A 26,568-nucleotide genomic window follows, 5' to 3' on the forward strand; every position below is an offset into this window, starting at 1 on the left:
CGAAAGGTAGGGTGGAAAAGCGTTGCATGTAAATCGGCGATTTGCTCCAAGCGTGCCCACGTCACCGGGGGCGGCAGGGGGAATAGCAACGTGGCGGGGGCGGAAGGGGCGGACAGACTGAACCATGCCGCCGCGTCGGTGCCGCCGGTCGATTCCGCGCAGGTCGATGCCGCGTGGAAGGCGATCCGCGCCGATCCGTCGATCCAGTTCGACCTGCCGCAAAAGGTGGTGGAGCCGCGCGATCCGCCGCCCGAATGGCTCGAACCGGTCCTGCGCGCGATCGGCAATTTCGTGCAGTGGGTCGGCGGCGGCTGGCGGGTGATCCTGTGGGTCATCGGCATCGTCATCGTCGTCGCGCTCCTGTTCGCGCTGGTGCCGTCGCTGCGCCAGTGGATCGCCGAGAAACTCGGCCGGAACCGCATGGTCGAGGATGCGCCCGGCTGGGCACCGACCGAAACCCGCGCCCGCGCGCTGCTGGAGGATGCCGACGCGCTGGCGGCGGCGGGCAGGTTCGACGAAGCGGTCCACCTGCTGCTGTTCCGCAGCATCGACGACATCGTCGCGTGGCGCGGCGACGTGGTGCGCCCGGCCGATACCAGCCGCGACATCGCCCGCGCCGATGCCCTGCCCGACAATGCGCGCGGCGTGTTCGCCGGAATCGTCGCGGCGGTCGAGCGCAGCCTGTTCGGCGGGCGGGCGCTGGGCATGGACGACTGGCAGCGCGCGCGCGCCGACTATGCCGGCTTCGCGCTGAAGGGTGCGCGGTGAAACAATCCTCGCCCTTTGCCGTCCGCACGGTCGTCATCCTCGTCATCGGCGGCGCGCTGCTGCTGCTCGCCTCGATCCTGATGTCCGGCTTCGGCGACGAAATCGCCCGCGCGACCGGCGACGCGCCGGCGGCGGATCGCAAGGACGGCGCCGGCTATCACGCGTTCCAGCGGCTGGTCGCGGCGGTGCAGCCGCCGGAGACAGAGGTGTCCGCACCAACGGTAGCATCGGCGATCCTCATCCTGACCCCGACCGAGGCCACCCGGCCGGAGGATGTGAAGGCGATCGTCGACAAGCGCATCGCGTTCGCATCGGCGATGACCGGCGGTGACGATTTCGTCGCCAGGGAAGGGCATCCGCTGATGCGCTATGCGACGCTTATCATCCTGCCCAAATGGCAGGTCGAAAAGCTGCCGTTGCAGGGCGGCCGGGTGCGACGGACCGGCGAGGCGGACATGGCCAAGCTGGCGCGGCTGGTCCCGACCAAGGTCGACTGGCATCGCGAGGACCGGTCCAATGTCGGCATCATGCCCGCCAACTATCCCGGCCTGCGATCCTTTGCGCTGCCCGACCGCGAGTTGAATGCGGTGATGGGCGACGACATCACCCCGCTGATCGGCGCGCGCGACGGGGCGGCGGTGCTGGGGCAGATCGGGACGAGCGATACGTTCGTGCTGGTCGATCCCGATCTGGTCAACAACCGCGCCATGGCCGACGAACGCAATGCGAAGGCCGCGTTGGCGATGCTGCGCGCGATCGATCCGGAGCATGACGGGCGCGCGGTGTTCGACCGCACGCTGCATTTTTCACGGGGCGACCGCAATCTGGTCAAGCTGCTGTTCCTGCCGCCGTTCCTTGGCGTCACGCTGGCGCTGATCGCCGCCGCCGTGCTGGCCGGAATCGCCGCCGCCGGGCGGTTCGGGCCGCCGCTGACCGAAAAGCGCGCGGTGGCAGCGGGCAAGCGCGCGCTGATCGACAATATCGTGGCGCTGACCCGGCTGGCCGGACGCACGCCACTGGTCGGACCGCGCTATGCCGACATGATGCTGGAGCTGTTGTCGCGCCGTCTGCTGACGGGCGAGCAGCCCGCACCCGAACGGCTCGACCGGGTGCATCCCGGCTATTCCGACATCGACCGTCGCCTGCGCGATGCCCGCACCGAGGGTGCGGCACTGGCGGCGGCACGGGACCTCACCGCATGGAAGAAGGAAACAGGCGCATGACGCTCGACGAGGTACGGTCGCTGGGATCGGCGATCGACCGGGAGATCAGCAAGGCGGTGGTGGGACAGGCGGGCGCCGTCCGCCTGCTGACCATCGCGCTGTTCTCGGCCGGTCATGTCCTGCTGGAAGGACCGCCGGGAACGGCCAAGACGCTGCTGGCGCAGAGTTTCGCACGCACGCTGGGCCTCGATTTCGGGCGCATCCAGTTCACGCCGGACCTGATGCCCGGCGACATCATCGGGTCCAATCTGTTCAATTTCCAGACGTCGGAATTCGCGCTGACGCGCGGGCCGGTATTCTGCGAACTGCTGCTGGCCGACGAGATCAACCGTACCCCGCCCAAGACGCAGGCCGCGCTGCTGGAGGCGATGCAGGAGCGGCGCATCACCATCGACGGGCGGACCGAGATGCTGTCCGACCGCTTCACCGTGGTCGCGACGCAGAACCCGATCGAACAGCAGGGCGTATACCCGCTGCCCGAGGCGCAGCTCGACCGGTTCCTGTTCAAGATCGCGATCGGATGGCCCGACATCGATGCCGAGCGCGCGATCGTCGCGCAGTACGGCACGCGCACCGGCACCCCCGCCCCGCAGGATTCGGGCGTGGCGCAGGTCGCCGGCAGCGGAGCCATCGCCGCCGCGATCGATGCCGTTGGGCAGGTGCGACTGGTCGACGAAGTGATCGACTATATCGTGCGGCTGGTCCGCGCGACGCGCGAGCATGGCGACCTGTCGTCGGGTGCCTCGCCCCGCGCGGCATCGGCGCTGGCGGCGGCATCGCGTGCGGGCGCGGCGCTCGACGGGCGCGATTATGTCATTCCCGACGATGTGAAGACGCTGGCCCCCGCCCTGCTGCGCCACCGGCTGATCCTGTCGCCCAGCGCCGAGATCGACGGGCGGCGGGTCGATGACGTCGTCGCCAGCCTGATCGCATCGGTCGAAGCGCCGCGATGATCGTCCCCACGCCCCGCGCGATCCAGCTGACCGCGCTCGCCGCGCCGGTCGGGCTGGCGCTGGGCGTGCTGGCGCCGGCGGCGTGGATCGCCGCGCCGCTGTGGATCATGGGCGTGCTCGTGCTGATCGTGGCCGATGCGGTGCTGGCGAAGACGCCGGTGCTGGCGATGCCCGAGGGCCTGCCCGCAACGCTGAACATCGGCGAGACGTTTACGCTGGGCAGCGCCGACGTCGCCGCGGCGTTCGACGGTCCGGTCGAACGCACCGCTCCCGGCAGCTTTCGCGCGGAGCGACGCGGCAAGGCGCGGTTGCGGCGGCTCTGGGCACGGCAGGCAGGGCCGATGGGACTGGCGTGGCGACAGGCGAGCGCGAAGGCCGATCGCGACATCCCCGTCCTGCCCGACATCCGCCCGGTCCGCGACCAGGGGATGCGGCAATATCTGAACAGCCTGAGCATCGGCAACCGGATGCGCCGCGACCATGGCGATGGACAGGATTTCCAGGTGCTGACCGATTTTCAGGCCGGGATGGAACGCCGGTCGATCGACTGGAAGGCATCGGCCCGCCACGCATCGCTGCTGGCGCGGGAGTTTCACACCGAACGCGACAACATGATCGTGTTCGCGGTCGACGCCGGCCGCGCGATGACCGATCCGGTCGGCGATGTTCCGCGTGTCGATCGCGCGGTATCGTCGGCCCTGCTGGCGGCGTTCGTCGCGCTGAAATCCGGCGACCGGGTGCGGCTCTATTCGTTCGGTGCCCGGCCGCAGGTCGACAGCGGCAGCATCGGCGGCGGCACGCGCGGCTTCGCCCGGCTGCACCACGCCGCCGCCGACATCGATTACGGCGTGGAGGAGAGCAACTATACGCTCGGCCTCGTCACGCTTGACCAGAAACTCGACCGGCGCGCGCTGGTGGTGCTCTTCACCGAATTCACCGACACGACCAGCGCCGAACTGCTGCTGGCGGCGGCGCAGCGTATGCTCAAGCGGCACCGCGTGCTGTTCGTGCTGTTCCGCGATGTCGAACTGGAAGCACTGCGCGATGCCGAACCGGCCCATGCCGACGATCTGGTCCGCGCCGATGTCGCGCACCTGTTGCTGCGCGACCGGGCGATCGTGGTCGAACGGCTGCGGCGGATGGGAATCGACGTGATCGAGGCGACCGCCGACGCCATGCCGCTGGCGCTGGTCGAACGCTATCTGACCCACCGGGAGCGCGGCCGATGACCGTCACCTTCGCCACCCGTCATTTCCGGGCCGAGCGCGAGGGCGACTGGGCGCGGCTTGAGGCGTTGTTGGACCAGCTGGAGAAGAAATCGCCGCGCCGGCTGTCGGACGAGGACCTGATCGACCTGCCGCGCCTCTATCGCGCCACGCTGTCGGCGCTATCGATCGCGCGGGCGACGTCGCTCGACGCATCGCTGGTCGGCTATCTGGAGGCGCTGTCGACGCGGGCCTATTTCGCGCTCTATTCGGCGCGCGAACCGTGGTGGCGACAGGTGAGGACGTTCTTCCTCTCCGGCTGGCCGCGCGCGGTACGGTCTATCGCCCCCGAGCTGTTGCTGGCGACCGCGTTGCTGATCCTGAGCGCGGTTGCCGCCTATCACCTCGTGCGTACCGACCCGGCATGGTATTCGGCGATGATCTCCCCCGAACTGGCGAGCGGGCGCGACATGAACGCCAGCGCGGCGACGCTGCGCGCCTCGCTCTATTCGCCGCCGGACCAGGGCGGGCTGCACGTCTTCGCCACCTCGCTGTTCACCCACAATTCCCAGGTCGCGATCATGGCCTTCGCGCTGGGCTTCCTGTTCGGCGTACCCACCATCATCCTGTCGGTGCAGAACGGCGCGATGGCGGGGGCGATGTTCGCCGCGTTCGTGCCGCACGGCCTGGGCTGGGGCCTGTTCGCGTGGCTGATGATCCATGGCACGACCGAGATCGCCGCGATCGCCATCGCGGCGGCGGCGGGGCTGCATATCGGCCGCGCGGTCGCCTTTCCGGGCGAGCGCACGCGCATGGCCGCCGCCGCCGATGCCGGACGACGCGGGGCGGTGGTGATGATCGGCGTCATCCTGATGCTGCTGGTCGCGGGGTTGCTGGAGGGGTTCGCCCGCCAGCTGGTGATCGACGACAGCGCGCGGCTGGCCGTCGGCGGCGCGATGCTGGCGCTGTGGACGCTCTATTTCACCTTCGGAGGCCGTCGTGGCGCGGCGTGAGCGCAAGGCCCGCCGTCCGCGCGTGCCGCGCACGCTGGAGCGGCAACTGGTCACGCCCGAGGGCGTGCCGCTCAACCTGCGGCTGGGATCGGCGGGGTCGCGGGCCGGGGCGTTCCTGATCGATGCGATCATCATGGTGGCGGTGCTGGTCGCGGCGTCGCTGCTGATCCTGGCGCTCGCGATCGGGGGGCCGCGCGGGGCGGCGTCGCTATACGCGGTCGTGTGGCTGCTGGGCTTCTTCCTGCTGCGCAATTTCTATTTCGTGCTGTTCGAAGCGGGCAAGCGCGCGGCGACGCCGGGCAAAAGGCTGATGAAGCTGCGCGTCGTGTCACGCGACGGCGGGCGGCTGACCGGGTCGGCGGTGCTGGCCCGCAACCTGATGCGCGAGATCGAGGTGTTCCTGCCGCTGTTCTTCCTCGCCTTTGCCTTTGCGGAGGGGATGGCGACCGCATGGACCGCGACGCTGGCGCTGGGATGGGCGTCGATCCTGCTGTTTCTGCCATTGTTCAATCGCGACCGGTTACGCGCCGGGGACCTGATCGGCGGCACCTGGGTCGTCGAGCGCGAGGTGCGCAAGCTGGGCGAGGATCTGCTGGTCCAGACCGCGCACGAACATGACCGCGCCCGGATCGCGCCGTTCACCGCAGCCGAGCTGGATACCTATGGCACGTTGGAGCTGCAACGGCTGGAAGAGGTGCTGCGCCGGAACGACCGTGCCGACCTGTATGCGGTCGCAACCGCGATCCGGCGGAAACTCGGACGGCAGGAAGAGGGGTATGACCTCGCCTTCCTCGAAGCATATTATGCGGCGCTGCGGCATCACCTCGAAAGAAAATTGCTGTTCGGGCAGCGAAAACGGGATAAATTCGATCAGTTTGGAGCAAGTTAGCCGCCGGTTATACCCGGCGTTAACCGCCCCCCGGCCATGCAGCCGCCATGACGACAGGCACACCCAAGCAGCGGATCGGACTGGCAACGGCGCTGATCTATTTCCTGCTGTCGTCGTCGACCATTCTGATAAATGGCCGTGGCGGGCTGTCGAGCATGGCGCCCGCGACGCCGTTCGTGCTGGCCCTGCTGATCGCCCGGCCGCGCCGCGATTGGCGATCGATCCTGACCGGCGCGGCGATCGGCAGCATGGCGGCGACGTCGCTGTTCGGGTTCGGCGTGCTGTCCGCGCTGCCGATGGCGATCGCCAAGGTGGGCGAGGTCGGCGTGGCGGCTTGGCTGTTCCGCAAGCTGCGCGGGCGCCGGGGCTATTTCGGATCGCTCGACCGGATCGGGCGGTTCGTGGCTGCGGTCGGCATTGTCGCTCCTGCCCTTGGCGCGACCACCGCCGCCAGCGTCGTCGCGATACGCTTCGGCCTGCCGTTCGAACGGCAATGGCACATCTGGTTCGTCGGCCACAGCCTGAGCATGATTACCATGACGCCGGTGCTATCGCTGCTGCTGACCGGCGCGGTCGGGCGGACGTGGCGCGGTGCGAGCCGGCAATTGCGGGTCGAGGCCGCCGTGCTGTTGACCGCGACGCTGGCCGTGGCGGCCGCCGTATTCACGCAGAACGAACGACCGTTGCTGTTCCTGCCCATACTACCGATCATGCTGACCACGTTCCGGCTGGGATTGCCCGGTGCGGCGGCGTCGGCGATCGTGCTGGCGCTGGTCGGCGGCTATGCCACGTCGCAGGAAATGGGGCCGATCGGCTTCATCGGCGGCGACCTGCAATCGCGCATGGAGTTCTTCCAATTCTATCTGGCGTGCACCGTGCTGACGACCTTTCCGGTCGCCGCCGATCTCAGCCGGCGACAGGCGCTGTACCGCCGGCTGCGCGAAAGCGAGGCGCGCTATCGCCTGCTGGCCGATCATTCGACCGACATCGTGCTGGGGATCGATACCGGCGGGCGGATCACCTATCTCTCGCCGTCGATCGAACAGATCGTCGGGCGCAGTCCCGCACAATTGCACGGCCGCCGCGCGCTGGAGCTGGTGCATCCGCTCGACCGAGACATGGTGCTGATCGCCCATCGCGACACGCTGACCGATGTCGGGGGTACGCAGATCGTCGAATATCGTGCGCGGGTGACCAACGGCGCGCTGCGCTGGTTCGAATCGCATACCCGCGCGGTGCTGGACGATGACGGGCGGGTCACCGGCAGCGTGGCGATGATCCGCGACGTGTCGCACCGCAAGACGCTGGAGGCCGAACTGTCGCGCGCGGCGTCGACCGATCCGCTGACCGGACTCGCCAATCGCCGGGTGTTCGATGCCGCTCTGGCGCAGCGGATCGATGTCGCGGCAGGGGGCGGCATCGCCGGCTGCGTGGCGGTGTTCGACCTCGACCATTTCAAGGCGGTCAACGACCGGTACGGCCATGACGCCGGCGACCATGTGTTGCAGGCATTCGCCCGGATCGCGCGCGGGGTGACCCGCGACGGCGACGTCGTCGCCCGGCTGGGCGGCGAGGAATTCGGCATCCTGTTCCCCGGCACCGGCATCGAACAGGCCCATGCGCTGTGCGAGCGGCTGCGCACCACGCTTGCCGCGACCAGGCTGCGCCACGGGTCATCGGTAGTCGAGCTGACGGTCAGCGCCGGGATCGCCGCGGTCGACGGCACCGGCAGCGCGGTGGCGGCACTGCGCGCGGCGGACCGGGCGCTGTACGGCGCGAAGGCCGATGGGCGCGACCGGCTGCGACTGGCGGCCTGATCCCCATTCCCAACGCGGTACGCCGCCCGCAACTTGCCGGTGTCGACGCCCGGGCGATCGGTGCTAGGGTCGCCGGCTATCGGTAAAGGGGGAGAGGCTGCTTTGCGCGAGACATGGTATCGCGACCCGCGACTGGGGCTGGCGGCGGCGGCGCTGGCGGCGGTCGTGGTCGGCATTGCCGCCGGATCGGCCGGCCAACCCGGCTGGCGCACCCTGTTGCTGGCGCTGTCCAGCTTCGCTTTGGTGGCGTGGGGGTGGTTCGCGGTGCAGGGGATCGCCTGGGCCTGGCGACAGCCCGACCGCGACGACGTGCTGCGCGCGCTGACGCTGCAGCGCAGCCAGCACGCCTTCAACCATGCCGCCTGGGCGCGGTTCGACCGTGATGCGGCGATGCTGCGGATGCTGCTGGCCGAACGCGCGCTGATCCCGATCGAGGCGGAGCTGGTGCGCCACGCCATGGCGGTGGAACAGTTCGACGCGGTGGCGGCGACCCTCCCCGGATTTTCGCAAGCCGCCGCGCATTGGTACGACGTCGCGTCGCAGGCCCATGCCGGCCTGCCCCCCGCCACCCCGGTGCCATCGCCCGCCGCGCTGGAGGAAGCCGCGCAGCAATTGCCCGCGACACTGACGCAGGAGGAGGATCGCCGCGCGGCGCTGCATTATCTGGCGGTGCGCAAGCGGCTGGCCACCGACCGGGCGGCGGTGGAACGGGAGCGGACGGCGGCGCTGCGCAAGCTGGCCGCGCCGCCGCCCAGCCCGCCGGTGGAGTGAGCCGATCCTCCCCGGTACGGGGAGGGGGACCATGCGCAGCATGGTGGAGGGGGATGGCCACATGCGAAACGGTTGTGTTGCGGGGCGATCCCCCTCCACCATCGCCTTCGGCGACGGTCCCCCTCCCCGTGCCGGGGAGGATTTACATCGCCAGCACTCGCCGCGCCTGCTTCAGATGCGGGGCGTCGACCATGCGGCCGTCGACCTGTAGCGCCCCGGCGCCGGGGTTCGCGGCGAAGGCGTCGACGATCGCCTGCGCTCGCGCGACCGCTTCGGTCGAGGGGGTGAAGGCGGCGTTGATGACCGGGACCTGTGCCGGGTGCAGCACCATCATGCCGGTAAAGCCATCGCGCACGGCGCGGGCGGCATAGGCGGCGAGGCCGGCTTCGTCGCGGATCGCCGGGTACACCGTGTCGATCGCCGCGACCCCGGCGGCGTGCGCGCCGAACAGGGTGAGCGCGCGCACCATTTCATAGGGCGCGGTGTAGCGGCCATCCGCCTCGCGCGAGGTTGCCGCGCCGATCGCGGCGGGCAAATCCTCCGCGCCCCAAGTCAGCCCGGCGAGGCGATGGGCGACCGCCCCATAGCTGCCGAGCTGGAAGATCGCCGCCGGAGTTTCGGTCGCGATCGGCAGCAGCGGGACGTCGCCCAGCCCGCGCGGGGTCAGCAGCGCATCGAGCGCGGTGATCGTCGCCGCGCCCTCCGCCTTGGGCACCACGATCCCGTCGGGCCGGGTGCCGGCCAGCGCGTCGAGATCGGCGAGCGCGAGCGGGCCTTCGACCGGGTTGATCCGCACAAAGCGCGGGAGCGGTCCCCCCTGCCCCAGCCAGTCGTGGACGGCGGCGCGGGCAGTAACCTTGGCCGACGCGGCAACCGCGTCTTCGAGATCGAGGATCAGCGCATCGGCCCCGCTCGCCGCCGCCTTGGCGAAGCGATCCGGCCGGTCGCCGGGGACGAACAGCAGCGAGCGGAGCTTCATGGCCGGCGCTGCATCAGCGCGGTGCGCAGGCAGCGGCACACCACCTCGCCGCGCTGGTTGTGCAGTTCATGGGCGAAGGTGACGATGCCGGCATCGGGGCGCGAGCGACTGTCCTTGAGCGCGGTGACCTCGGTCGTGGCGCGCAGCGTATCGCCGAGGAACACGGGTTTGGGCATCACCAGCTGGTCATAGCCGAGATTGGCGACCAGCGTGCCGAGCGTCGTCTCCCCCACCGACAGGCCGACCATCAGCGCGAAGGTGAAGGTGCCGTTGACGACGATCTGGCCGAACTCCGACGCCTTCGCCGCCTCCGCATCGATGTGCAGCGGCTGCGGGTTATGGGTCATCGCCGAGAACAGCAGATTGTCGGTTTCGGTCACGGTACGGCGGATCGGATGCTCGATCAGGTCGCCGATTTGCCAATCGTCGTAGAAGCGGCCGGTCATGCGGCGTCCTTTTCGATACGGGCCAATACCACGCCCTCGGCGACCTGCCCGCCGACCGTGGCGGAAAGATCGGCGACGGTGCCGTCGAACGGGCTGAGCAGCGCCTGTTCCATCTTCATCGCCTCCAACACGACCAGCCGCTGGCCGGCGGTCACGTGGTCGCCTGCCGCGACCTCCACCGCGACGATCCGGCCGGGCATCGGGGAGAGGATCGCGCCGTCGCCGGCCGACGCGCCGCCGCCCTGCCCCGCGACGGGCGCGGCGAAGGGAAAGGCTTCGCCGGCGGCGAACAGGACGCGCTCGTGCGCGACCTGCGCGACGGCACCGCCGGGGGCGGACGTGGCGAGGCGGGTGGTGCCGCCGATCGACACCGCGACCCGGTCGTCGGGCGCGGCGTTGAGGCGGAAGCCGGTCAGCGCGCGCCACGGATCGGTCGGGTCGCCCTGCACCAGCGCGGCGGCGGCGGACCCGGCGATGGTGTCGGACGCGCTGCCATCGGGCACCAGCCGGTCGGCATGGCGTTCGATGAAGCCGGTATCGATCGCTTCGGCGACGAAATCGGCGTCACCGGCGCAAGCGGCGAGGAAGGCGGCGTTGGTGCGGACCGGCCAGACCTGTACCGACGCGGCGGCGCGGGCGAGCTTCGCGGCGGCGGCGGCGCGGGTGGGGGCGTGGACGATCAGCTTGGCGATCATCGGGTCGTAATACGGCGTCACCGCATCGCCCTGTTCCACCCCGGCATCGACGCGGATGTCGGTCGGGAGTTTCAGGTGGGTGAGCTTACCCGTAGAGGGCAGGAAGCCGGTCGCCGGGTTCTCGGCATAGAGCCGCGCCTCCATCGCCCAGCCGGTGATGGAGAGTTCGTCCTGGGCGCGGGGCAGCGGCTCGCCCGACGCGACGCGCAACTGCCATTCGACCAGATCGGTGCCGGTAATCGCCTCGGTCACCGGATGTTCGACCTGCAATCGGGTGTTCATTTCCATGAACCAGATGCGGTCGGCGCGCAGCCCTTCGGACGCATCGGCGATGAACTCGATCGTGCCCGCCCCGACATAGTCGACCGCGCGCGCTGCGCGGACGGCGGCGTCGCACACGGCGGCGCGGGTAGCGGCATCCATGCCGGGGGCGGGAGCTTCCTCGATCACCTTCTGATGGCGGCGTTGCAGCGAGCAGTCGCGCTCGAACAGGTGGACCGCATTGCCATGGGTGTCGCCGAAGACCTGCACCTCGATATGGCGCGGCGACAGGATATATTTCTCGATCAGCACCCGGTCGTCGCCGAACGATGCGGCGGCTTCGCGGCGGCAGCTGTCGAGCGCGTCGGCAAAGGCGGCGGCGGTGTCGACGCGGCGCATCCCCTTGCCTCCGCCGCCGGCCACCGCCTTGATGAGCACCGGATACCCGATAGCCTCGGCCTCCGCGCGCAGGCGGTCGGGCGACTGGTTCTCACCCAGATAGCCGGGGGTGACGGGTACGCCGGCGGCGATCATACGCGCCTTGGCCGCGTCCTTCAGGCCCATCGCGCGAATGGCGGCGGCGGGTGCGCCGACCCAGACGATGCCGGCGGCGACGACCGCCTCGGCGAACTCGGCATTCTCCGACAGGAAGCCATAGCCTGGATGGATCGCGGCCGCGCCGGTGGCGCGGGCGGCGGCAAGGATCTTCGCCTGATCGAGATAGCTTTCGCGCGCCGGGGCCGGGCCGATGCACACCGCCTGATCGGCCTCGCGCACGAAGGGCAGGCCGGCATCGACGTCGCTGTGGACGGCGATCGTGCGCACCCCCAGCCGGCGGGCGGTGCGGAGGATGCGGCGGGCGATCTCCCCCCGGTTGGCGATCAGCAGCGATTCGATCATCGCGCCGCTCCAAAGTTCACGAAGTTCACACTCGTGCGCAATGCGTGTCGCGCGTGATCCCGTGGCGCAGTCGCGTGGCGCAACCGATGGTCTGGCACGGCAGCCGGGCTGTAGGAAAGGGTCATGGATGCGCCTCCGGAAAGCCGTGGCGGATGTGCAGCGCGTGCAGCAACCCCTTCATATCGCTGACGAAAAAGGTGCCGTCGTGCCGTCCGTCGGCAAGGGCGGGGTCGGCATTGGGGGCAAGGACCAGCAGCGGCAGGTTCTGATGCCCCTCGCCCACCGCCGCGATCACCACCTCCCGCGGGAGGGCATAGGGGACGCGGATCACCTCCAGCATCGTCGCCTTGTCGGGGAAGCGCGCGAGCAGGCCGTCGAGCGTGATGCAGTCGCGGCAATAGAAGGTCCGGTCGGGCCAGGCCGGATCGGCGAAGCTCGGGTCGAGCAGATAGAGGCGGTCACGCATGGGTTGTTCCGTGGAGAGGGGCTGGCGGTCGGGATCGGTCGCGAGGCGGTCGGCGGTCGGGGTCGGACGGTCGGTGTCGACGCGGCCGCCCATCAGCGCAGCGGCGGCAAGCGCGAGGTCGCGGGCGCTGACCTCGGTCGGATGGGTCGGCGGTGGTTGCAGCGGATCGGTGATCGCCGCGCGGGCGGCGACGGGATCGGCGGCGAAGGCGGCGGCCAGACGCTGGGCGACCGCTTCGGGGAGCGGCGTGGTCGTGCCGCCGGTATGGGGCGTCGTCGAGGGTGCGATGCCCTGCCCGTCCGCCGGCGGGCGTGCGGCGAGTTGCGCCTCCACCTCCGCCGTCACGCGGGCGACGGTGGCGATGAAGCTGGACAGCGCCATGCCCGGCGGCAGGCTGGCGATGGCGCGGGTGACCATCGCGACGATCGCGTCATAGGCGACGGTGTCGATGCCGAGCGCGGTCGTGGGGGTGGAAGCCGGCGTTGCCGTCGGCGTGGCCTTGCCGGGGACGATCGCGGGATCCTGCTGGCCGGGCGGGCGGATGGGGGGGAGGCCGGAGATGGTGGTCATGCCACCTTCTCCTTCCGCCAGTCTTCGTACCCCGGCGCAGGCCGGGGTACGTCCAGTTTTGGGTGGCCGACGTCACGCGACACGACCGCGTACCCCCGCGCAGGCGGGGGGCCAGGGTTGTCGCTAACCGACGTCAGCCCGTTTCGCTCTGGAACCCCGCCTGCGCGGGGATACGGAAGGAGGCCGCGGGGATACGTGAAGGAAAGGCGAATGGTTGCCATCACATCCGGAAAATGCCGAACTGCGCGCGATCCGCGATCGGGGCGTTCAGCGTCGCCGACAGCGCGAGGCCCAGCACGTTGCGGGTCTGTTCGGGCAGGATCACGCCGTCGTCCCACAGGCGGGCGGTGGCATAGTACGGGCTGCCCTCCGCTTCGTAGCGGTCGCGGACCGGGGTCTTGAACGCCTCGGCCTCTTCCGGCGTCCAGTGGTCCGCATCGCGGTGGACGGTCGCCAGCACGCTCGCCGCCTGTTCGCCGCCCATCACCGAAATGCGGCTGTTGGGCCAAGTGAACAGGAAGCGCGGGGAATAGGCACGACCGCACATGCCGTAATTGCCCGCGCCGAAGCTGCCGCCGATCAGCACGGTGATCTTGGGCACCTGCGCCGTGGCGACGGCAGTGACCAGCTTCGCGCCATGCTTGGCGATCCCCTCGGCTTCATACTTGCCGCCGACCATGAAGCCCGAGATATTCTGAAGGAACAGCAGCGGCGTGCGGCGCTGGCAAGCGAGTTCGATGAAATGCGCGCCCTTCTGCGCGCTTTCGGAGAACAGCACGCCGTTGTTCGCAAGGATCGCGACCGGCATCCCCCAGATGCGGGCGAAGCCGCACACGAGGGTCGTGCCGTAGAGCGGCTTGAACTCGTGCAGTTCGGACCCGTCGACCAGCCGCGCGATGACCTCACGCACGTCATAGGGTGCGCGGACGTCGGTGGGCACGATCCCGGCAAGGTCAGCGGGATCGTACAGCGGTGGACGCGGGTCGGTCAGCGCCATCTCCGCACGGCGCGGCGGCGGCAGGGTCGCGACGATGTCGCGGACGATCAGCAGCGCCTGTTGGTCGTCGTCGGCGACATGATCGACCACGCCCGACTTGCGGCCATGGGTGTCGGCCCCGCCCAGTTCCTCGGCGGTGATGACCTCTCCGGTCGCGGCCTTCACCAGCGGCGGGCCGGCGAGGAAGATCGTGCCCTGGTTGCGGACGATCACCGTTTCGTCGGACATGGCGGGCACGTACGCGCCGCCGGCGGTGCAACTGCCCAGCACGCAGGCGATCTGGGGAATGCCCTTCGCCGACATCTGCGCCTGATTGAAGAAGATGCGGCCGAAATGGTCGCGGTCGGGAAACACCTCCGCCTGATGCGGCAGGTTCGCGCCGCCGCTGTCGACCAGATAGATGCACGGCAGATGATTCTCGGTCGCGATCTCCTGCGCGCGGAGATGCTTTTTCACCGTCATCGGGAAATACGCGCCGCCCTTTACCGTCGGGTCGTTGGCGACGATCATCACCTGCCGGCCATGGACTTGGCCCATGCCGGCGATGACGCCCGCCGCCGGGGCCTCGTCGCCATACATGCCATTCGCCGCCAGCGCGCCGACCTCGAGGAACGGCGATCCGGCGTCGAGGACGCGGTGGATGCGGTCGCGGGGCAGCAGCTTGCCGCGTGCGACATGGCGTTCGCGGCTGCGCTCCGGCCCGCCGAGCGATGTCGTGGCGATCCGTGCGCGCAGCTCGTTGGCCAAAGCGGCATTGTGCGCGGCGTTGGCGGCGAAACCGGCCGAGCTTCGATCGATCAGCGTCGGCAGCACCGTCATTGCGCGCGCGTCCCCTCACCCAGCAATTCGCGACCGATCAGCATCCGGCGAACTTCGTTGGTCCCGGCACCGATGTCGAGCAGCTTCGCATCGCGATAATAGCGTTCGACCGGCCAGTCCTTCGTGTACCCTGCGCCGCCCAGCGCCTGGATCGCGTCATTGGCGACCTTCACCGCGTTTTCGGACGCCAGCAGGATCGCGCCCGCCGCGTCGTGGCGGGTGGTGCGGCCGGCGTCGCACGCCTTCGCCACCGCATAGACATAGGCGCGGGCGGAATTGAGCGCGACCGACATGTCGGCGATCTTGCCCTGCATCAACTGGAACGCGCCGATCGGTTTGCCGAACTGCTTGCGCTCGGCGACGAAGGGCAGGACGGTGTCGAGGCACGCCTGCATGATGCCGAGCTGGATGCCCGACAGCACGACGCGCTCGTAATCGAGGCCCGACATCAGCACGCCGACGCCGCCGTTCAGCGGCCCCATCACGTTTTCGTCCGGTACGAAACAGTCGTTAAAGACCAGCTCGGCGGTCGGCGATCCGCGCATTCCCATCTTATCGATCTTCTGACCGATCGAGAAGCCATCGAAATCCTGTTCGATCAGGAAGGCGGTGATGCCCTTCGATCCGGCATCCGGCTGGGTCTTGGCATAGACGACCAGGGTCGCGGCATAGGGGGCGTTGGTGATCCAGAATTTCGTGCCGTTCAGGCGATAGCCGCCGTCCACCTTGTCGGCGCGCAGCTTCATCGACACGACGTCGGACCCCGCCCCGGCTTCCGACATCGCCAGTGATCCGACATGCTCGCCGCTGATGAGTTTGGGCAGATACTTGGCCTTCTGCTCGGCATTGCCCCAGCGCGCGATCTGGTTGACGCACAGGTTCGAATGCGCGCCGTAGGAAAGGCCGACCGAGGCGGAGGCGCGGGCCACTTCCTCGCACGCGACGACATGTTCGAGATAACCGAGACCGAGGCCGCCATCTTCCTCCTTTACGGTGATACCGTGCAGGCCGAGCGCGCCCATTTCGGGCCACAGCTCGATGGGGAAGCGATCGTCGGCATCGACCGCCGCCGCGATCGGCGCGATCCGGTCGGCGGCGAAGCGCTGCGTGGTCTCGCGAATGGCATCGGCCATCTCGCCGAGCGCGAAATCGAGCATGTCTCTCTCCAATTGTCCGGTCTGTGCCGGATCGTATCTGTCGTTACCATTAGGCCCGGGATGCCGGTCAGCGCAAGGCGTTGCCCTCCCCCGAGTCGAGGCAGCGCAGGATCGCGTCGCGGTCGAAGGCCGGCGGCGGGGGTGTCGTCATCGGCGCGATGTCAACCGGGCGGCCGATCAGGACCGCGCCGAAGCGGCGGTCGCCCTGCCCCGCGCAGCGCTTCGCCGCGGTCAGCAACTTCGGCGGCGTGGCCCAGCCCTCATACGACAGGCGGAACGTGCCCCAGTGGATCGCCATGCCGCGCGATGCGCCCAGCCGCTGAAACACGTCCAGCGCATCGACCGGGCCGATATGCGCGCCGCTGGTCATCTGGCCCGGCTGGAACCGGAAGGCACCGATGGGGATCAGCGCCAAGCGGATCGGGCCGAGCGCCGCCGCCTCGCGCACCCACGCCCCGTCGCCCATGCCGGTATCGCCCGCGAAGAACAGGTTGCCGCCGGGCAGTTCGACGACGAACGCCGACCACAGCGCACGGTTGCGATCGACGAACCAGCGGCTGGACCAATGGTGGTTGCGCACGACATGGACGGTTGCCCCGCCGACCCGCTCCGCCTGTCGCCAGTCGAGCGCGGTCGCTGCCATGCCGGCGCCGCCCAGGATGGCGTCGTTGCCGAGCGACGTGACGATCGCGGGGCGGTCGCGGTCCCAGATGCGTTTCAGCGTCGACAGGTCGAGATGGTCGTAATGATTGTGGCTGATGAGGATCAGGTCGATCTTCGGCAGCTTGTCCAGCGCGATGCCGGGCTGCGCCACCCGCTTCGGCCCGAAGCCGAACGGGCCGGCGCGGTCGTTCCAGACGGGATCGGTCAGGATATTGAGGCCGGGCGCCTGCACCAGCACCGACGCGTGGCCGACCCAGGTGACGCGCATCGGCGTGGCTCTCGGATCGCGCGCGGGCGGGGTGGCGGCGGGGAGCAGGTCGGCAGGCTTCGCCGAGGTCACCGGGACCTGGGTCGGCCAGTCCGGACGACCATCGGTGCCGGTGACCTGCTGCCAGAGATAATGGGCGCGCCCACCGGCCGGGCGGGATGTATCGTCGCCATCGGGATTGAAGAAGCGCGCACCATCGAAATGGTCGCCCGCCACGCCCTGATAATAGAGGCTGTCGAGGAAGCGGGGCACGATGGTGACGACGAGACAAAGGACCGCGACGATCCACACGCCGGTCCAGACCAGCCCCTTGATGATGCGCCCCATCACACCCGAACGCGGTCCGGCAAGTTTCGATGCGCGGCCACTCTTGTGTTGCTCATTTACCACACCATATCGCCGACAACATCACAGGGGAGCATCCCATGAACCTAGAGAAATTCACCGACCGCGCGAAAGGCTTTTTGCAGGCCGCGCAGACGGTGGCGATCCGCAACAGCCATCAGCGGATCAGCCCCGAGCATATTTTGAAGGCGCTGCTCGACGACGATCAGGGCATGGCGTCGGGCCTCATCAATGCGGCCGGCGGCGATGCGCGCCGGGCGAACGCCGAAACCGACGCCGCGCTGGCCAGGGTGCCGGCGGTGTCGGGATCGGGGGCGCAAAGCTCGCCGGGTCTCGACAATGATACCGTGCGCCTGCTCGATCAGGCCGAGCAGATCGCGACCAAGGCGGGCGACAGCTTCGTCACCGTCGAGCGGCTGCTGCTGGCGCTGACGCTGTCGCCGGGGGCGGCGGGCAAGGCGCTGACGACGGCCGGCGTCACACCGCAGGGGCTGAACGCCGCGATCGACAAGTTGCGCGGCGGCCGCAGCGCCGACACGGCGGGGGCCGAGGATCGCTACGACGCGCTCAAGAAATTCGCCCGCGACCTGACGGCGGCGGCGCGCGACGGCAAGCTCGATCCCGTGATCGGCCGCGACGAGGAGATCCGCCGCACGATCCAGATCCTGGCGCGCCGTACCAAGAACAACCCGGTGCTGATCGGCGAACCCGGTGTCGGCAAGACCGCGATCGCGGAAGGGTTGGCGCTACGCATCGCCAATGGCGACGTGCCCGAGGGGCTGAAGGACCGCGCGCTGATGTCGCTCGACATGGGCTCGCTGATCGCTGGCGCGAAATATCGCGGCGAGTTCGAGGAGCGGCTGAAGGGCGTGCTCGACGAGGTGAAGGGCGCGGAAGGCCAGATCATCCTGTTCATCGACGAGATGCACACGCTGATCGGCGCGGGAAAATCCGAAGGGGCGATGGACGCGGGCAACCTGCTGAAGCCGGCGCTGGCGCGGGGCGAACTCCACTGCATCGGCGCGACCACGCTGGACGAATATCGCAAGCATGTCGAAAAGGACCCCGCGCTCCAGCGGCGGTTCCAGCCGGTGTTCGTAGGCGAACCGACCGTCGAGGATACGATCAGCATCCTGCGCGGCCTGAAGGAGAAGTACGAACTGCACCACGGCGTGCGGATCACCGATGGCGCACTGGTGTCGGCGGCGACGCTGTCGAACCGCTACATCACCGACCGCTTCCTGCCCGACAAGGCGATCGACCTGATGGACGAAGCAGCCAGCCGCATCCGCATGGAGGTTGAGAGCAAGCCCGAGGAGATCGAAAGCCTCGACCGCCGTATCCTGCGTATGAAGATCGAGCGTGAGGCGTTGCGCCGGGAGAGCGACACCGCCAGCGCCGACCGGCTCGACACGCTGGAGGAGGAACTGGCCAATGCCGAGCAGGTATTGGCCGAACTGACGACGCGGTGGCAGGCCGAGCGCGACAAGATCGCGTCGGAGGCGAAGCTGAAGGAACAGCTCGACGCCGCGCGCATGGCGCTGGAACAGGCGCAGCGGTCGGGCGACCTCGCGAAGATGTCCGAACTGACCTATGGCACCATCCCGACGCTCGAAAAGCAGCTGGCCGAGGCGGAAGGCGCGTCAGCGGGCGCGATGCTGCGCGAGGAGGTGACCGCCGACGACATCGCCGGGGTCGTCAGCCGCTGGACCGGGATTCCGGTCGACCGGATGCTGGAGGGCGAGCGCGAGAAGCTGCTCCAGATGGAGGAGGCGCTGGGCAGGCGTGTGATCGGGCAGGCGGAGGCGGTGCGCGCCGTCGCCACCGCCGTCCGCCGCTCACGTGCCGGCCTGCAGGACCCGAACCGGCCGCTGGGGTCGTTCCTGTTTCTCGGGCCGACGGGCGTCGGCAAGACCGAGCTGACCAAGAGCCTTGCCGAGTTCCTGTTCGACGATCCGAACGCGATGGTGCGGATCGACATGAGCGAGTTCATGGAAAAGCACGCGGTCGCCCGGCTGATCGGTGCCCCGCCGGGCTATGTCGGTTATGAGGAAGGCGGCGTGCTGACCGAGGCGGTGCGGCGGCGGCCCTATCAGGTCGTGCTGTTCGACGAGGTGGAGAAGGCGCATGGCGACGTGTTCAACATCCTGTTGCAAGTGCTGGACGACGGTCGCCTGACCGATGGTCAGGGGCGCACGGTCGATTTCTCGAACACGATCATCATCCTCACCTCGAACCTTGGCAGCCAGTATCTGACCGGTCTGGCCGATGGACAGCCGGTCGAGGATGTCGAACCGCAGGTGATGGACGTGGTGCGCGCCCATTTCCGGCCGGAATTCCTCAACCGGCTGGACGAGATCATCCTGTTCCACCGCCTTGCCGCCGACCACATGGCGCCGATCGTCGACATCCAGGTCGGGCGTGTCGGCAAGCTGCTGGCGGATCGCAAGGTGAAGGTCGAACTGACCGACGCCGCGCGGGGATGGCTGGGCCGCGTCGGCTACGACCCGGTGTACGGCGCGCGACCGCTCAAGCGCGCGGTGCAGCGCTATCTGCAGGACCCGCTCGCCGACCTGATCCTCCGCGGGGAAGTCCGCGACGGGGCGACCGTGCGGGTCGATGAGGGCGACGGGCGGCTGGAACTGCGCGTCGGGTAAAACGAAAAAGGCGCCCTCCCCCACGGGGAAGGCGCCTTTCTCCTGACTTACGCTATCCGATCAGAAGCGGAAGCGCGCGCCGGCGGTGAAGCGACGACCGAACAGGTCGAAGTCGGCCGACGTTTCGAGGCCGGTCGGCGTGCCGTAGGGGACCCCCGGCAGGTATTGCGGCTTCGTGTCGAACAGATTGTCGACGTTGAAGTAGAAGGTGAACGCCTTGCCGACATCCTGGCTGATCTGGATGTTGTGCAGCCAGTAATCGTCGACCTTGTTCAGCGCCAGCACCGCCGGATCGTTGCTGATGAACCCGTTGCGGATGAAATCGCCACCGCTCAGGAAGTTCGTCTGCCAGCTCAGGCCGGTGCCGTTGACCGTGTAGGTCGCACGCGCGTTCAGGTTGTGCGTCGAATAGGCGCTGCGCAGGGTCGATCCACGACCGAAACCGCCGGCATCCTCTTCCTCCGGCGTGGCAGGGTCGTCCTGCCGCTTGTTGTCGAGCAGATAGGTGTAGTTGGCGGTCAGCGTCAGACGATCGTCGGTCGCCAGACCGAGCGTGCGACCATAGCGCATGGTCATGTCGATGCCGCGAACCTTGTAGGCGGCGATGTTGATGAGCTGCGCATTGACCGTCTGGAGATAGCCGGTCCCGGCGATGCGGATGACGTTGTTGCAGAACACGGAGTCGCCGGTCAGCAGGCACTTTTCAACCGTGTCGCTGCGGTCGAGCGTGTCGATCGCGCCGTCGATCCGGATGTCGAAATAATCGGCGGTGAACTGGAACCCGGGCAGGAAGGTCGGGGTAAAGACGAAACCGGCGGTGATCGTCTTGGCCTTCTCCTCGTTCAGCGCCGAATTGCCGCCGACGAAGCCGTTGACGTTCTGGATGTCGGCTTGCGCGTAGCGGAACGTGCCACCGGGGTTGGCGGCGAAGAACGCCGCGATGCCCGGAACCGTCCGGCAGGCGGAGTCGGCCGCGCCGGTCGAGGTGCGGGTAATGCCGTCGCACGGATCGGTGACCGCTGCGAAGGTTTCCGACGGGGCGCTGAACAGTTCGCTATTGTTCGGCGCGCGGTTGGCGACGGCGTAGCGGCCACGGAACCGCAGGCCCCGGACCGGCTCCCACTCCGCGCCCGCGTTCCAGCTGAACACGCTGCCGACGGTCGAATAGTCCGAATACCGCACCGCGCCGTTGACGCCGAGATATTCGAAGAAGCCGCGATCCGACAGCAAGGGCACGTTGATTTCGCCGAACGCTTCCTTGACGTCCTGCGACCCGGAAAGATCGGGAATCTGGTTGCCCGAATTGCCGCCGGTGTTGGTCAGGATGTCGAGATCGTCGAAGACCGATTCATAGCGATATTCGACACCGGCCGAAATGCCGACGCCGCCGGCGCCCAGATCGAACAGCGACGAATTGGTCAGGACCGCAGTCACGACATGCTGTTCGTTGGTGATGTCTTCCGACTTCGGCACGACCGCCTGAACATAGGCCGATGCACGGGGATCGGCGGTGCCCAGTCCGAACAGGTTGATCGGGATACAGCCGGCCGCGCGCGCCGCGACGTCGCGGCAGACGATGTCGGTGCCGACCACATTGCCGGTGCCGACCCGGATCGAATCGAGCGACTGGCGATAGCGGGCCGTGTCGATGTCCTGGCTGGCGTTGAAGTCGTTCAGGTGGCCATAGACATAGCTGATGTCATAATTGAACTTCGCGCCCAGGTCGCCCCGGATGCCGGCCACGGCGCGCCACGTGTTACGCTCTGCCCGGTTGCTGCGGTCGAACACCTCGTTCTGGCGACGGCGGAAGCCGATCGACGACACGTCGTTGGTGGTGATGCCATCCGAATTGGCGGCAGCGATGGCGGCGGCGACCGACGTCGGAATGAACGCGTTGGTGATCGGGATGCCGGCGCCCAGATCGGCGGTCTGCAACGCAAATGCTTCGAGCGATGCGTTCGAGCTGGTGCGGGCGTAGGTTACTTCCGCATAGGCCTGAATCCGGTCGTTGATCTCGTAGTTGAAGATACCGTTCGCGAGATAGCGTTCCAGCGGCACAGCGATCCGACGCACGCCGTTGCGGTTGAAGCCGTAGATACCGGTCTGATAGCCCGGCAGCAGCGCCAGCGAACCGTCCGGACGGTAGGAGAAGTTCGACACGTTACCCGGCAGGACGGCACGCGCGCCACCTGCCGCGCTGAGCAGCTGGAACTGGCCCTGCGGTGCGAACGAGCTGTAGGCGTTGGGCCCGCAAACGAGATTGGCGCAATCCTGCGCCGAAATCGCGCGGTCGGCCGACAGCAATCCTTCGTCGCGGTCATAGGTGAAGTTGAACATCGCGTTGCCGCGATCGTCCGCACCCCATTTGGTACCGCCGGTCACGCTGACCATGTAGCGGCCGTTGTCGCCGCGTTCGGTAATACCCCCCTGTGCGCGAACCTGCAGCCCTTCGAAGCTGTCCCGCATGATGAAGTTGACGACGCCCGCGACCGCGTCCGAGCCATAGACCGCCGACGAACCGCCGGTGATGTTGTCGACGCGTTCGAGCAGGTCGACCGGAATGTTGTTGATGTCGACCGCCGTGTCGCCGCCGAACCCGCCGACGAACCGGCGTCCATTGACCAGCACCAGCGTGCGGTTCGCCCCCAGGCCGCGCAGGTTGACGGTCGACACGCCCGTACCCGACGTCAGGAAGTTGGTGTTGGTACGGGTCGACCCGATCGCGACCTGCGGCAGTTCGTTCAGAATGTCGGAAACGTTGGCCGAGGCATCCTGCAACAGCTGTGCGCTGGTGATCGTGGTGAGCGGGACCGGGGATTCGACTTCCGGGCGTGCGATGCGCGAACCGGTGACCAGAATTTCCTGCCCGTTGTCGCCTTCGCCCGACGGATCGGTGCCTGCGGTTCCCGGCGCGACCTGTGCCAGCGCGGGGTTCGCGAACCCGATCAACAACGTCGATGCCAGCAAGGCAGTGCGGACGGACTTCTTCATATTCACCCCTGTTTTCTTCAACGCGTCGTAACCGCGATGCAACGTGGGGAACCTACTGGCGGCAAATCTTCGGAAGCAATTGCCATTCACCGCAATGGATTAAAATTAGCATCACGTTGTATTTTAGTGACAGGGTGAGAACGGCAAATTTCCCTGAAGCCGAATTAGGGTAAACTCCTGATCTTGGGATATATTTTAAAGATGCATCGCCATTTTCGGGTTCGCTATTTTCATATTATCTTTGATCGCCACCGGCAGTTGACGATGAAAATTGTTTCCATCAGACAATAGTTCGGAAAGATCCGAAAATAAACTGGAAACAATTCAGCAACATTGCCACCTCGCATGAAGGTTGCTGAATGGCCAACGCAGTAGGAATCTCAGGTGATGCCTTGGGTTGAATGCCGATCCGGCCCGCCCCTCTGCACACGATCCTTGACGCGGGCTTTCCCAGCGCCGCCGCAGATACCGTTCTTTCCGCACAAAAAAAGGGCCGCTCCCCGAATGGGAAGCGGCCCTCTCTGGCAGGTTCGAAGCGACTAGAAGCCGAACTTCGCACCGGCGCGGAAGCTGCGGCCGAAGATGCCGTTGCCACCCTGCACCGGGTTGTAGAGATGCGCACCATAGGTGACCGGATCGATCGGAGGCAGGCGATCGAACACGTTCAGCGCGTTCACGTAGAAGGTGAACTTGTCATTGACGTTGAAGCTGACGTTCAGGTCGGCCGTGATGTAGCTCTTCACGCGGCAATCGACATAGCCCGGGTTGAGCGAGCAGTCGCGATAGTCGCCACCCTGATCCTTCGCCGACAGGTCATAGCCCGAGACGTAGTTCACGGTACCGGTCAGGTCGACCTTGTCGAACGAGAAGGTGTTCGACCAGTTGCCGCGCCACTTGAACGTGCCGCTGCCCGCCGTCAGGTTGAAGTTGCCGAGCGTGTCGACATAGGTTTCCTTCGAACCGTCCGGGAAGGTCGTGCTCAGTTCCAGCAACAGGCTGGCGTTGGCGGCGGTGCGCCACTGGAACGACCCGAAATCGACGCGACCGGTCAGACCGAAGTCCAGACCTTCCGAGAAGATCGTGTCCGAGTTGATGAGCTGCGATTCGACGAAGCCGATGCGCGGACGACCGTTGGGCAGGTTGACGTCCGGAGCGTCCGGAATGACGTTGAACCCGGCCGGGATCGCCTGACCCGCATAGTAAGCGGCGATCGCAGCAGCGTTCGACGGCGAGGTGATCGCGCCGGTCTTCTTGATGTTGAAGTAATCGACCGTGAACGTGAAGTTCGGGATCGGCGTGAACTGGATACCCGCGGTGAAGCTGCGCGACTTTTCCGGCTGCAGGTTCGGCGAGGCGAGCGTGGTCGACCCGATCGAATAGGCAGTCAGATAGGTCGGGCAAGCGGTCGCCGCCGTCGCGTTGTTGGCGCAGGCCGCGCCATATTGCGCACGGAAGCTGGCCGGCACGTTCGTGATCGACTGGCTGACATAGCCGGTCGTCGGCAGCGCGTTGGCTTCCGCGAAGCTCGGGATACGGAAACCGCGCGACCAGGTGCCACGAATGGTCAGCTGGCGGAACGGCTTGAACCGGGCACCGGCCTTCGGCGAGAAGTTGCTCTGACCACTCGAATAATTGTCGTAGCGACCCGACAGGTTGACGTCGAGCATGTCGAACACCGGCGCCTGAATTTCACCGAATGCCGAGGTGACGGTACGATTACCTTCGGTGCCGAACGCGTTGATCGTGAAGTAACGCTGCGACGGGCCGTTGGTGTCCGGGTTGGCGCTGGGCGCGTTCACCGCTTCGTAGAACACCGAGCCGCCGACGCCGAGCTGCAGCGGACCACCGGGCAGTTCGAACAGCGACTTGGTGAAGGTCACCTGCGCCTGATACAGATCCGACGATGCATCGGTGATGTTCACCGGCGTGACGTAATCCTTCACCGCCTGGCTGTTCTGGCCCGGGTTGACGAAGTTGTACGTACCGTCGGCGATCACGTTCAGCAGGTTCTGGATATAGACATATCCGTCCTGCTTGCGCTGCAGATCGGTGTGCATCGCGGTCGCGTTGAAGTTGTAGTCGATGTCGTCGAAGATCGTGCCCGACAGGCCGAACGCCGCACGATACACGCGGCTGCGCGTTTCATTGTACACCAATTCCTGATTGCGACCGAGGATCTGCGCGGTCTGACCGGCGGCCGCGAACGGGTTGTTCGGGTTCAGACGACCGTTTGCGGCGGTGCAGTTCACGCGCGCGGCGCAGACATAGACCGGCAGCGTCAGGATCGCCGAACCCGGCGCAAAGGTGGCGGCGCCCGACGAGGTCGAGAACTGCGGGAACAGGATGCCGGTCGGCGCATTGCCGCGGATCGTGCCGGTGCTGCCGGTGTAGCTCGACGTGGTCTGCTGGAAGTTGACCGACAGGAAGGCTTCCGACGAGTCACCGACCTTGGCGGTGAAGCGGGCCGAACCGCCGAAGCGTTCGATATCCGGCGTCACGTTGCCGTAATTGTTGGTGAAATCTTCCTGGCAGATGTTGCTGGTCGGCAGCGTCGCGCTGGCGGCGAGGCTGGCGGCGCTCGGCGTGATCGACGGACCGGCGAAGCAGCCACCGGTCGGGTTCAGGATCTGATAACGGCCCGACGTGCCCGGACGGACGTAAAAGGTCGATCCGACGTTGAAGCCGGTCAGGTTGCCTTCGGCATTCTGACCGTTGAAGATGCCGTTCGGGCCACCGATGCTGCGCTGGTCGTCGGTGCCGAACACACCCGGCAGGTCGCGGTTCTTCACGCCTTCGCTGCGGAAGTAGAAGCCGCTGATATACGCGTTATAGCCCTGCTGGTCGAGATCGCCGGTGCCGGCGGTCAGCGTCAGACGCTGGTTCGCGGCAACGCCGGTTTCCGAGATGCCGGCTTCGACGCGGCCCGAAACGCCCTTGACGCTGCGCTTCGTGATGATGTTGACCACGCCCGCGATCGCGTCGGCGCCATAGGCCGACGATGCACCGTCGCGCAGCACTTCGACGCGATCGACGATGTCGTCGGGAATGGTGTTGAGGTCGACGAAGTTGCGCGAACCGTCATCTGCCAGCGGATAATAGGCGGCGCGCAGGCCGTCGAACAGCACCAGCGTCGAGCTGGTCGACAGGCCGCGCAGCGACACGGCCGACGCACCGCCGGCGAACGCGCCGTTGGCGGTGAACGAGTTGGTCAGCGCCGGGCCGTTGTTCGACGACAGCAGCTGGATCGCATCCTGCACCGTGTTGATGCCGCGCGCGTCGAGGTTTTCAGCGGTCAGCGTGGTGACCGGCGAGATGCCGCTGTCGGCGCCACGCAGGATCGAGCCGGTAACGACGATGTCCTGCGCCGTGTCATCGGCGGGCGTGGCTGGCACGGGAACGGTCGCGCCGGCAGGCGGCACTTCCTGGGCGAAGGCAGGAGCGGCGAACAGGCCGGCGCCCGCAACCGCAAGGGCGGTCATCGCGGTACCGCGGCGCAGCGAGGTGCGCAACATCGTGGAAATCATGTGGTCGAAGCCCCTTTTTTACGCCTTATCAGGCATTTGGCTATCCCCGTCCCTTCCAAGGAAAGTCCGGTTTGCCTCCAAGGTATCGATCCAATAATCACCGCATGTAAATACGCCCGACACGCATAGCCGCGTTTTCGTATCGAGTGTAACGAGAAAGCAACACTTCGATACAGTATCGATATATTGTA

18 protein-coding genes are annotated in these 26,568 nt (G+C 67.4%); 9 read left to right on the forward strand and 9 right to left on the reverse strand.

What is annotated here, in order from left to right:
* Positions 1 to 90: 90 nt before the first annotated feature.
* The 8 genes from ASE83_RS11920 to ASE83_RS11955 all read left to right on the forward strand — a co-directional run bounded on the left by ASE83_RS11920 (position 91) and on the right by ASE83_RS11955 (position 8,639).
* On the forward strand, positions 91 to 768 hold the full coding sequence (locus ASE83_RS11920) for a DUF4129 domain-containing protein (protein ID WP_055790050.1): 678 nt from the start codon (positions 91 to 93) through the stop codon (positions 766 to 768).
* Positions 765 to 1,991, forward strand: a complete 1,227-nt coding sequence (locus ASE83_RS11925; RefSeq protein ID WP_055790054.1) for a hypothetical protein — start codon at positions 765 to 767, stop codon at positions 1,989 to 1,991. The genes ASE83_RS11920 and ASE83_RS11925 overlap by 4 nt, the downstream gene beginning before the upstream one ends.
* The gene (locus ASE83_RS11930) at positions 1,988 to 2,944 is read left to right on the forward strand and encodes an AAA family ATPase (RefSeq protein WP_055790057.1); all 957 of its coding nucleotides are present in this window, start codon (positions 1,988 to 1,990) and stop codon (positions 2,942 to 2,944) included. Before ASE83_RS11925 ends, ASE83_RS11930 begins: the two co-directional genes overlap by 4 nt.
* Positions 2,941 to 4,173, forward strand: a complete 1,233-nt coding sequence (locus tag ASE83_RS11935; protein WP_055790060.1) for a DUF58 domain-containing protein — start codon at positions 2,941 to 2,943, stop codon at positions 4,171 to 4,173. Before ASE83_RS11930 ends, ASE83_RS11935 begins: the two co-directional genes overlap by 4 nt.
* Positions 4,170 to 5,162 carry a stage II sporulation protein M gene (locus ASE83_RS11940; RefSeq protein ID WP_055790063.1) on the forward strand — a complete coding sequence of 331 codons (993 nt, stop codon included), beginning with the start codon at positions 4,170 to 4,172 and terminating at the stop codon, positions 5,160 to 5,162. The genes ASE83_RS11935 and ASE83_RS11940 overlap by 4 nt, the downstream gene beginning before the upstream one ends.
* Complete coding sequence (locus ASE83_RS11945; RefSeq protein WP_235513230.1) at positions 5,149 to 6,051, forward strand: RDD family protein; 903 nt, start codon at positions 5,149 to 5,151, stop codon at positions 6,049 to 6,051. Before ASE83_RS11940 ends, ASE83_RS11945 begins: the two co-directional genes overlap by 14 nt.
* A gap of 47 nt (positions 6,052 to 6,098) precedes the next feature.
* The gene (locus ASE83_RS11950) at positions 6,099 to 7,868 is read left to right on the forward strand and encodes a sensor domain-containing diguanylate cyclase (protein WP_055790066.1); all 1,770 of its coding nucleotides are present in this window, start codon (positions 6,099 to 6,101) and stop codon (positions 7,866 to 7,868) included.
* Between the two features lie 102 nt (positions 7,869 to 7,970).
* Complete coding sequence (locus tag ASE83_RS11955; RefSeq protein WP_055790071.1) at positions 7,971 to 8,639, forward strand: hypothetical protein; 669 nt, start codon at positions 7,971 to 7,973, stop codon at positions 8,637 to 8,639.
* Positions 8,640 to 8,781: 142 nt separating this feature from the next.
* Here ASE83_RS11955 and ASE83_RS11960 read toward each other — a convergent pair whose 3' ends face one another.
* From ASE83_RS11960 to ASE83_RS11990, 7 genes are all read right to left on the reverse strand, one after another.
* Positions 8,782 to 9,618, reverse strand: a complete 837-nt coding sequence (locus ASE83_RS11960) for an HpcH/HpaI aldolase/citrate lyase family protein (protein WP_055790074.1) — start codon at positions 9,616 to 9,618, stop codon at positions 8,782 to 8,784.
* On the reverse strand, positions 9,615 to 10,064 hold the full coding sequence (locus tag ASE83_RS11965; protein ID WP_055790077.1) for a MaoC family dehydratase: 450 nt from the start codon (positions 10,062 to 10,064) through the stop codon (positions 9,615 to 9,617). The genes ASE83_RS11960 and ASE83_RS11965 overlap by 4 nt, the downstream gene beginning before the upstream one ends.
* The gene (locus tag ASE83_RS11970) at positions 10,061 to 11,920 is read right to left on the reverse strand and encodes an acetyl/propionyl/methylcrotonyl-CoA carboxylase subunit alpha (RefSeq protein WP_055790079.1); all 1,860 of its coding nucleotides are present in this window, start codon (positions 11,918 to 11,920) and stop codon (positions 10,061 to 10,063) included. The genes ASE83_RS11965 and ASE83_RS11970 overlap by 4 nt, the downstream gene beginning before the upstream one ends.
* Positions 11,921 to 12,041: 121 nt before the next feature.
* Positions 12,042 to 12,956, reverse strand: a complete 915-nt coding sequence (locus ASE83_RS18960; RefSeq protein ID WP_235513231.1) for a DUF3088 family protein — start codon at positions 12,954 to 12,956, stop codon at positions 12,042 to 12,044.
* A 220-nt stretch (positions 12,957 to 13,176) separates the two neighbouring features.
* Positions 13,177 to 14,772: a carboxyl transferase domain-containing protein gene (locus tag ASE83_RS11980; protein WP_055790082.1), complete on the reverse strand. Its 1,596-nt coding sequence runs from the start codon at positions 14,770 to 14,772 to the stop codon at positions 13,177 to 13,179.
* Entirely contained in the window at positions 14,769 to 15,929 is a 1,161-nt protein-coding gene (locus tag ASE83_RS11985) for an acyl-CoA dehydrogenase family protein (protein WP_055790085.1), read from the reverse strand. The genes ASE83_RS11980 and ASE83_RS11985 overlap by 4 nt, the downstream gene beginning before the upstream one ends.
* Positions 15,930 to 15,996: 67 nt before the next feature.
* Complete coding sequence (locus ASE83_RS11990) at positions 15,997 to 17,187, reverse strand: MBL fold metallo-hydrolase (RefSeq protein WP_055790088.1); 1,191 nt, start codon at positions 17,185 to 17,187, stop codon at positions 15,997 to 15,999.
* Positions 17,188 to 17,285: 98 nt separating this feature from the next.
* On the opposite strand from ASE83_RS11990, the gene clpB reads away from it, so the two are divergent.
* Complete coding sequence (clpB, locus tag ASE83_RS11995) at positions 17,286 to 19,862, forward strand: ATP-dependent chaperone ClpB (RefSeq protein WP_055790091.1); 2,577 nt, start codon at positions 17,286 to 17,288, stop codon at positions 19,860 to 19,862.
* 60 nt (positions 19,863 to 19,922) lie between these two features.
* Here clpB and ASE83_RS12000 read toward each other — a convergent pair whose 3' ends face one another.
* Positions 19,923 to 22,853 carry a TonB-dependent receptor domain-containing protein gene (locus ASE83_RS12000; protein WP_055790094.1) on the reverse strand — a complete coding sequence of 977 codons (2,931 nt, stop codon included), beginning with the start codon at positions 22,851 to 22,853 and terminating at the stop codon, positions 19,923 to 19,925.
* A gap of 539 nt (positions 22,854 to 23,392) precedes the next feature.
* The gene (locus tag ASE83_RS12005) at positions 23,393 to 26,377 is read right to left on the reverse strand and encodes a TonB-dependent receptor domain-containing protein (RefSeq protein WP_082443310.1); all 2,985 of its coding nucleotides are present in this window, start codon (positions 26,375 to 26,377) and stop codon (positions 23,393 to 23,395) included.
* Positions 26,378 to 26,568 lie beyond the last annotated feature (191 nt).

This window comes from Sphingomonas sp. Leaf32, from assembly GCF_001421765.1.
In the GTDB taxonomy this organism is placed as follows: domain Bacteria; phylum Pseudomonadota; class Alphaproteobacteria; order Sphingomonadales; family Sphingomonadaceae; genus Sphingomonas.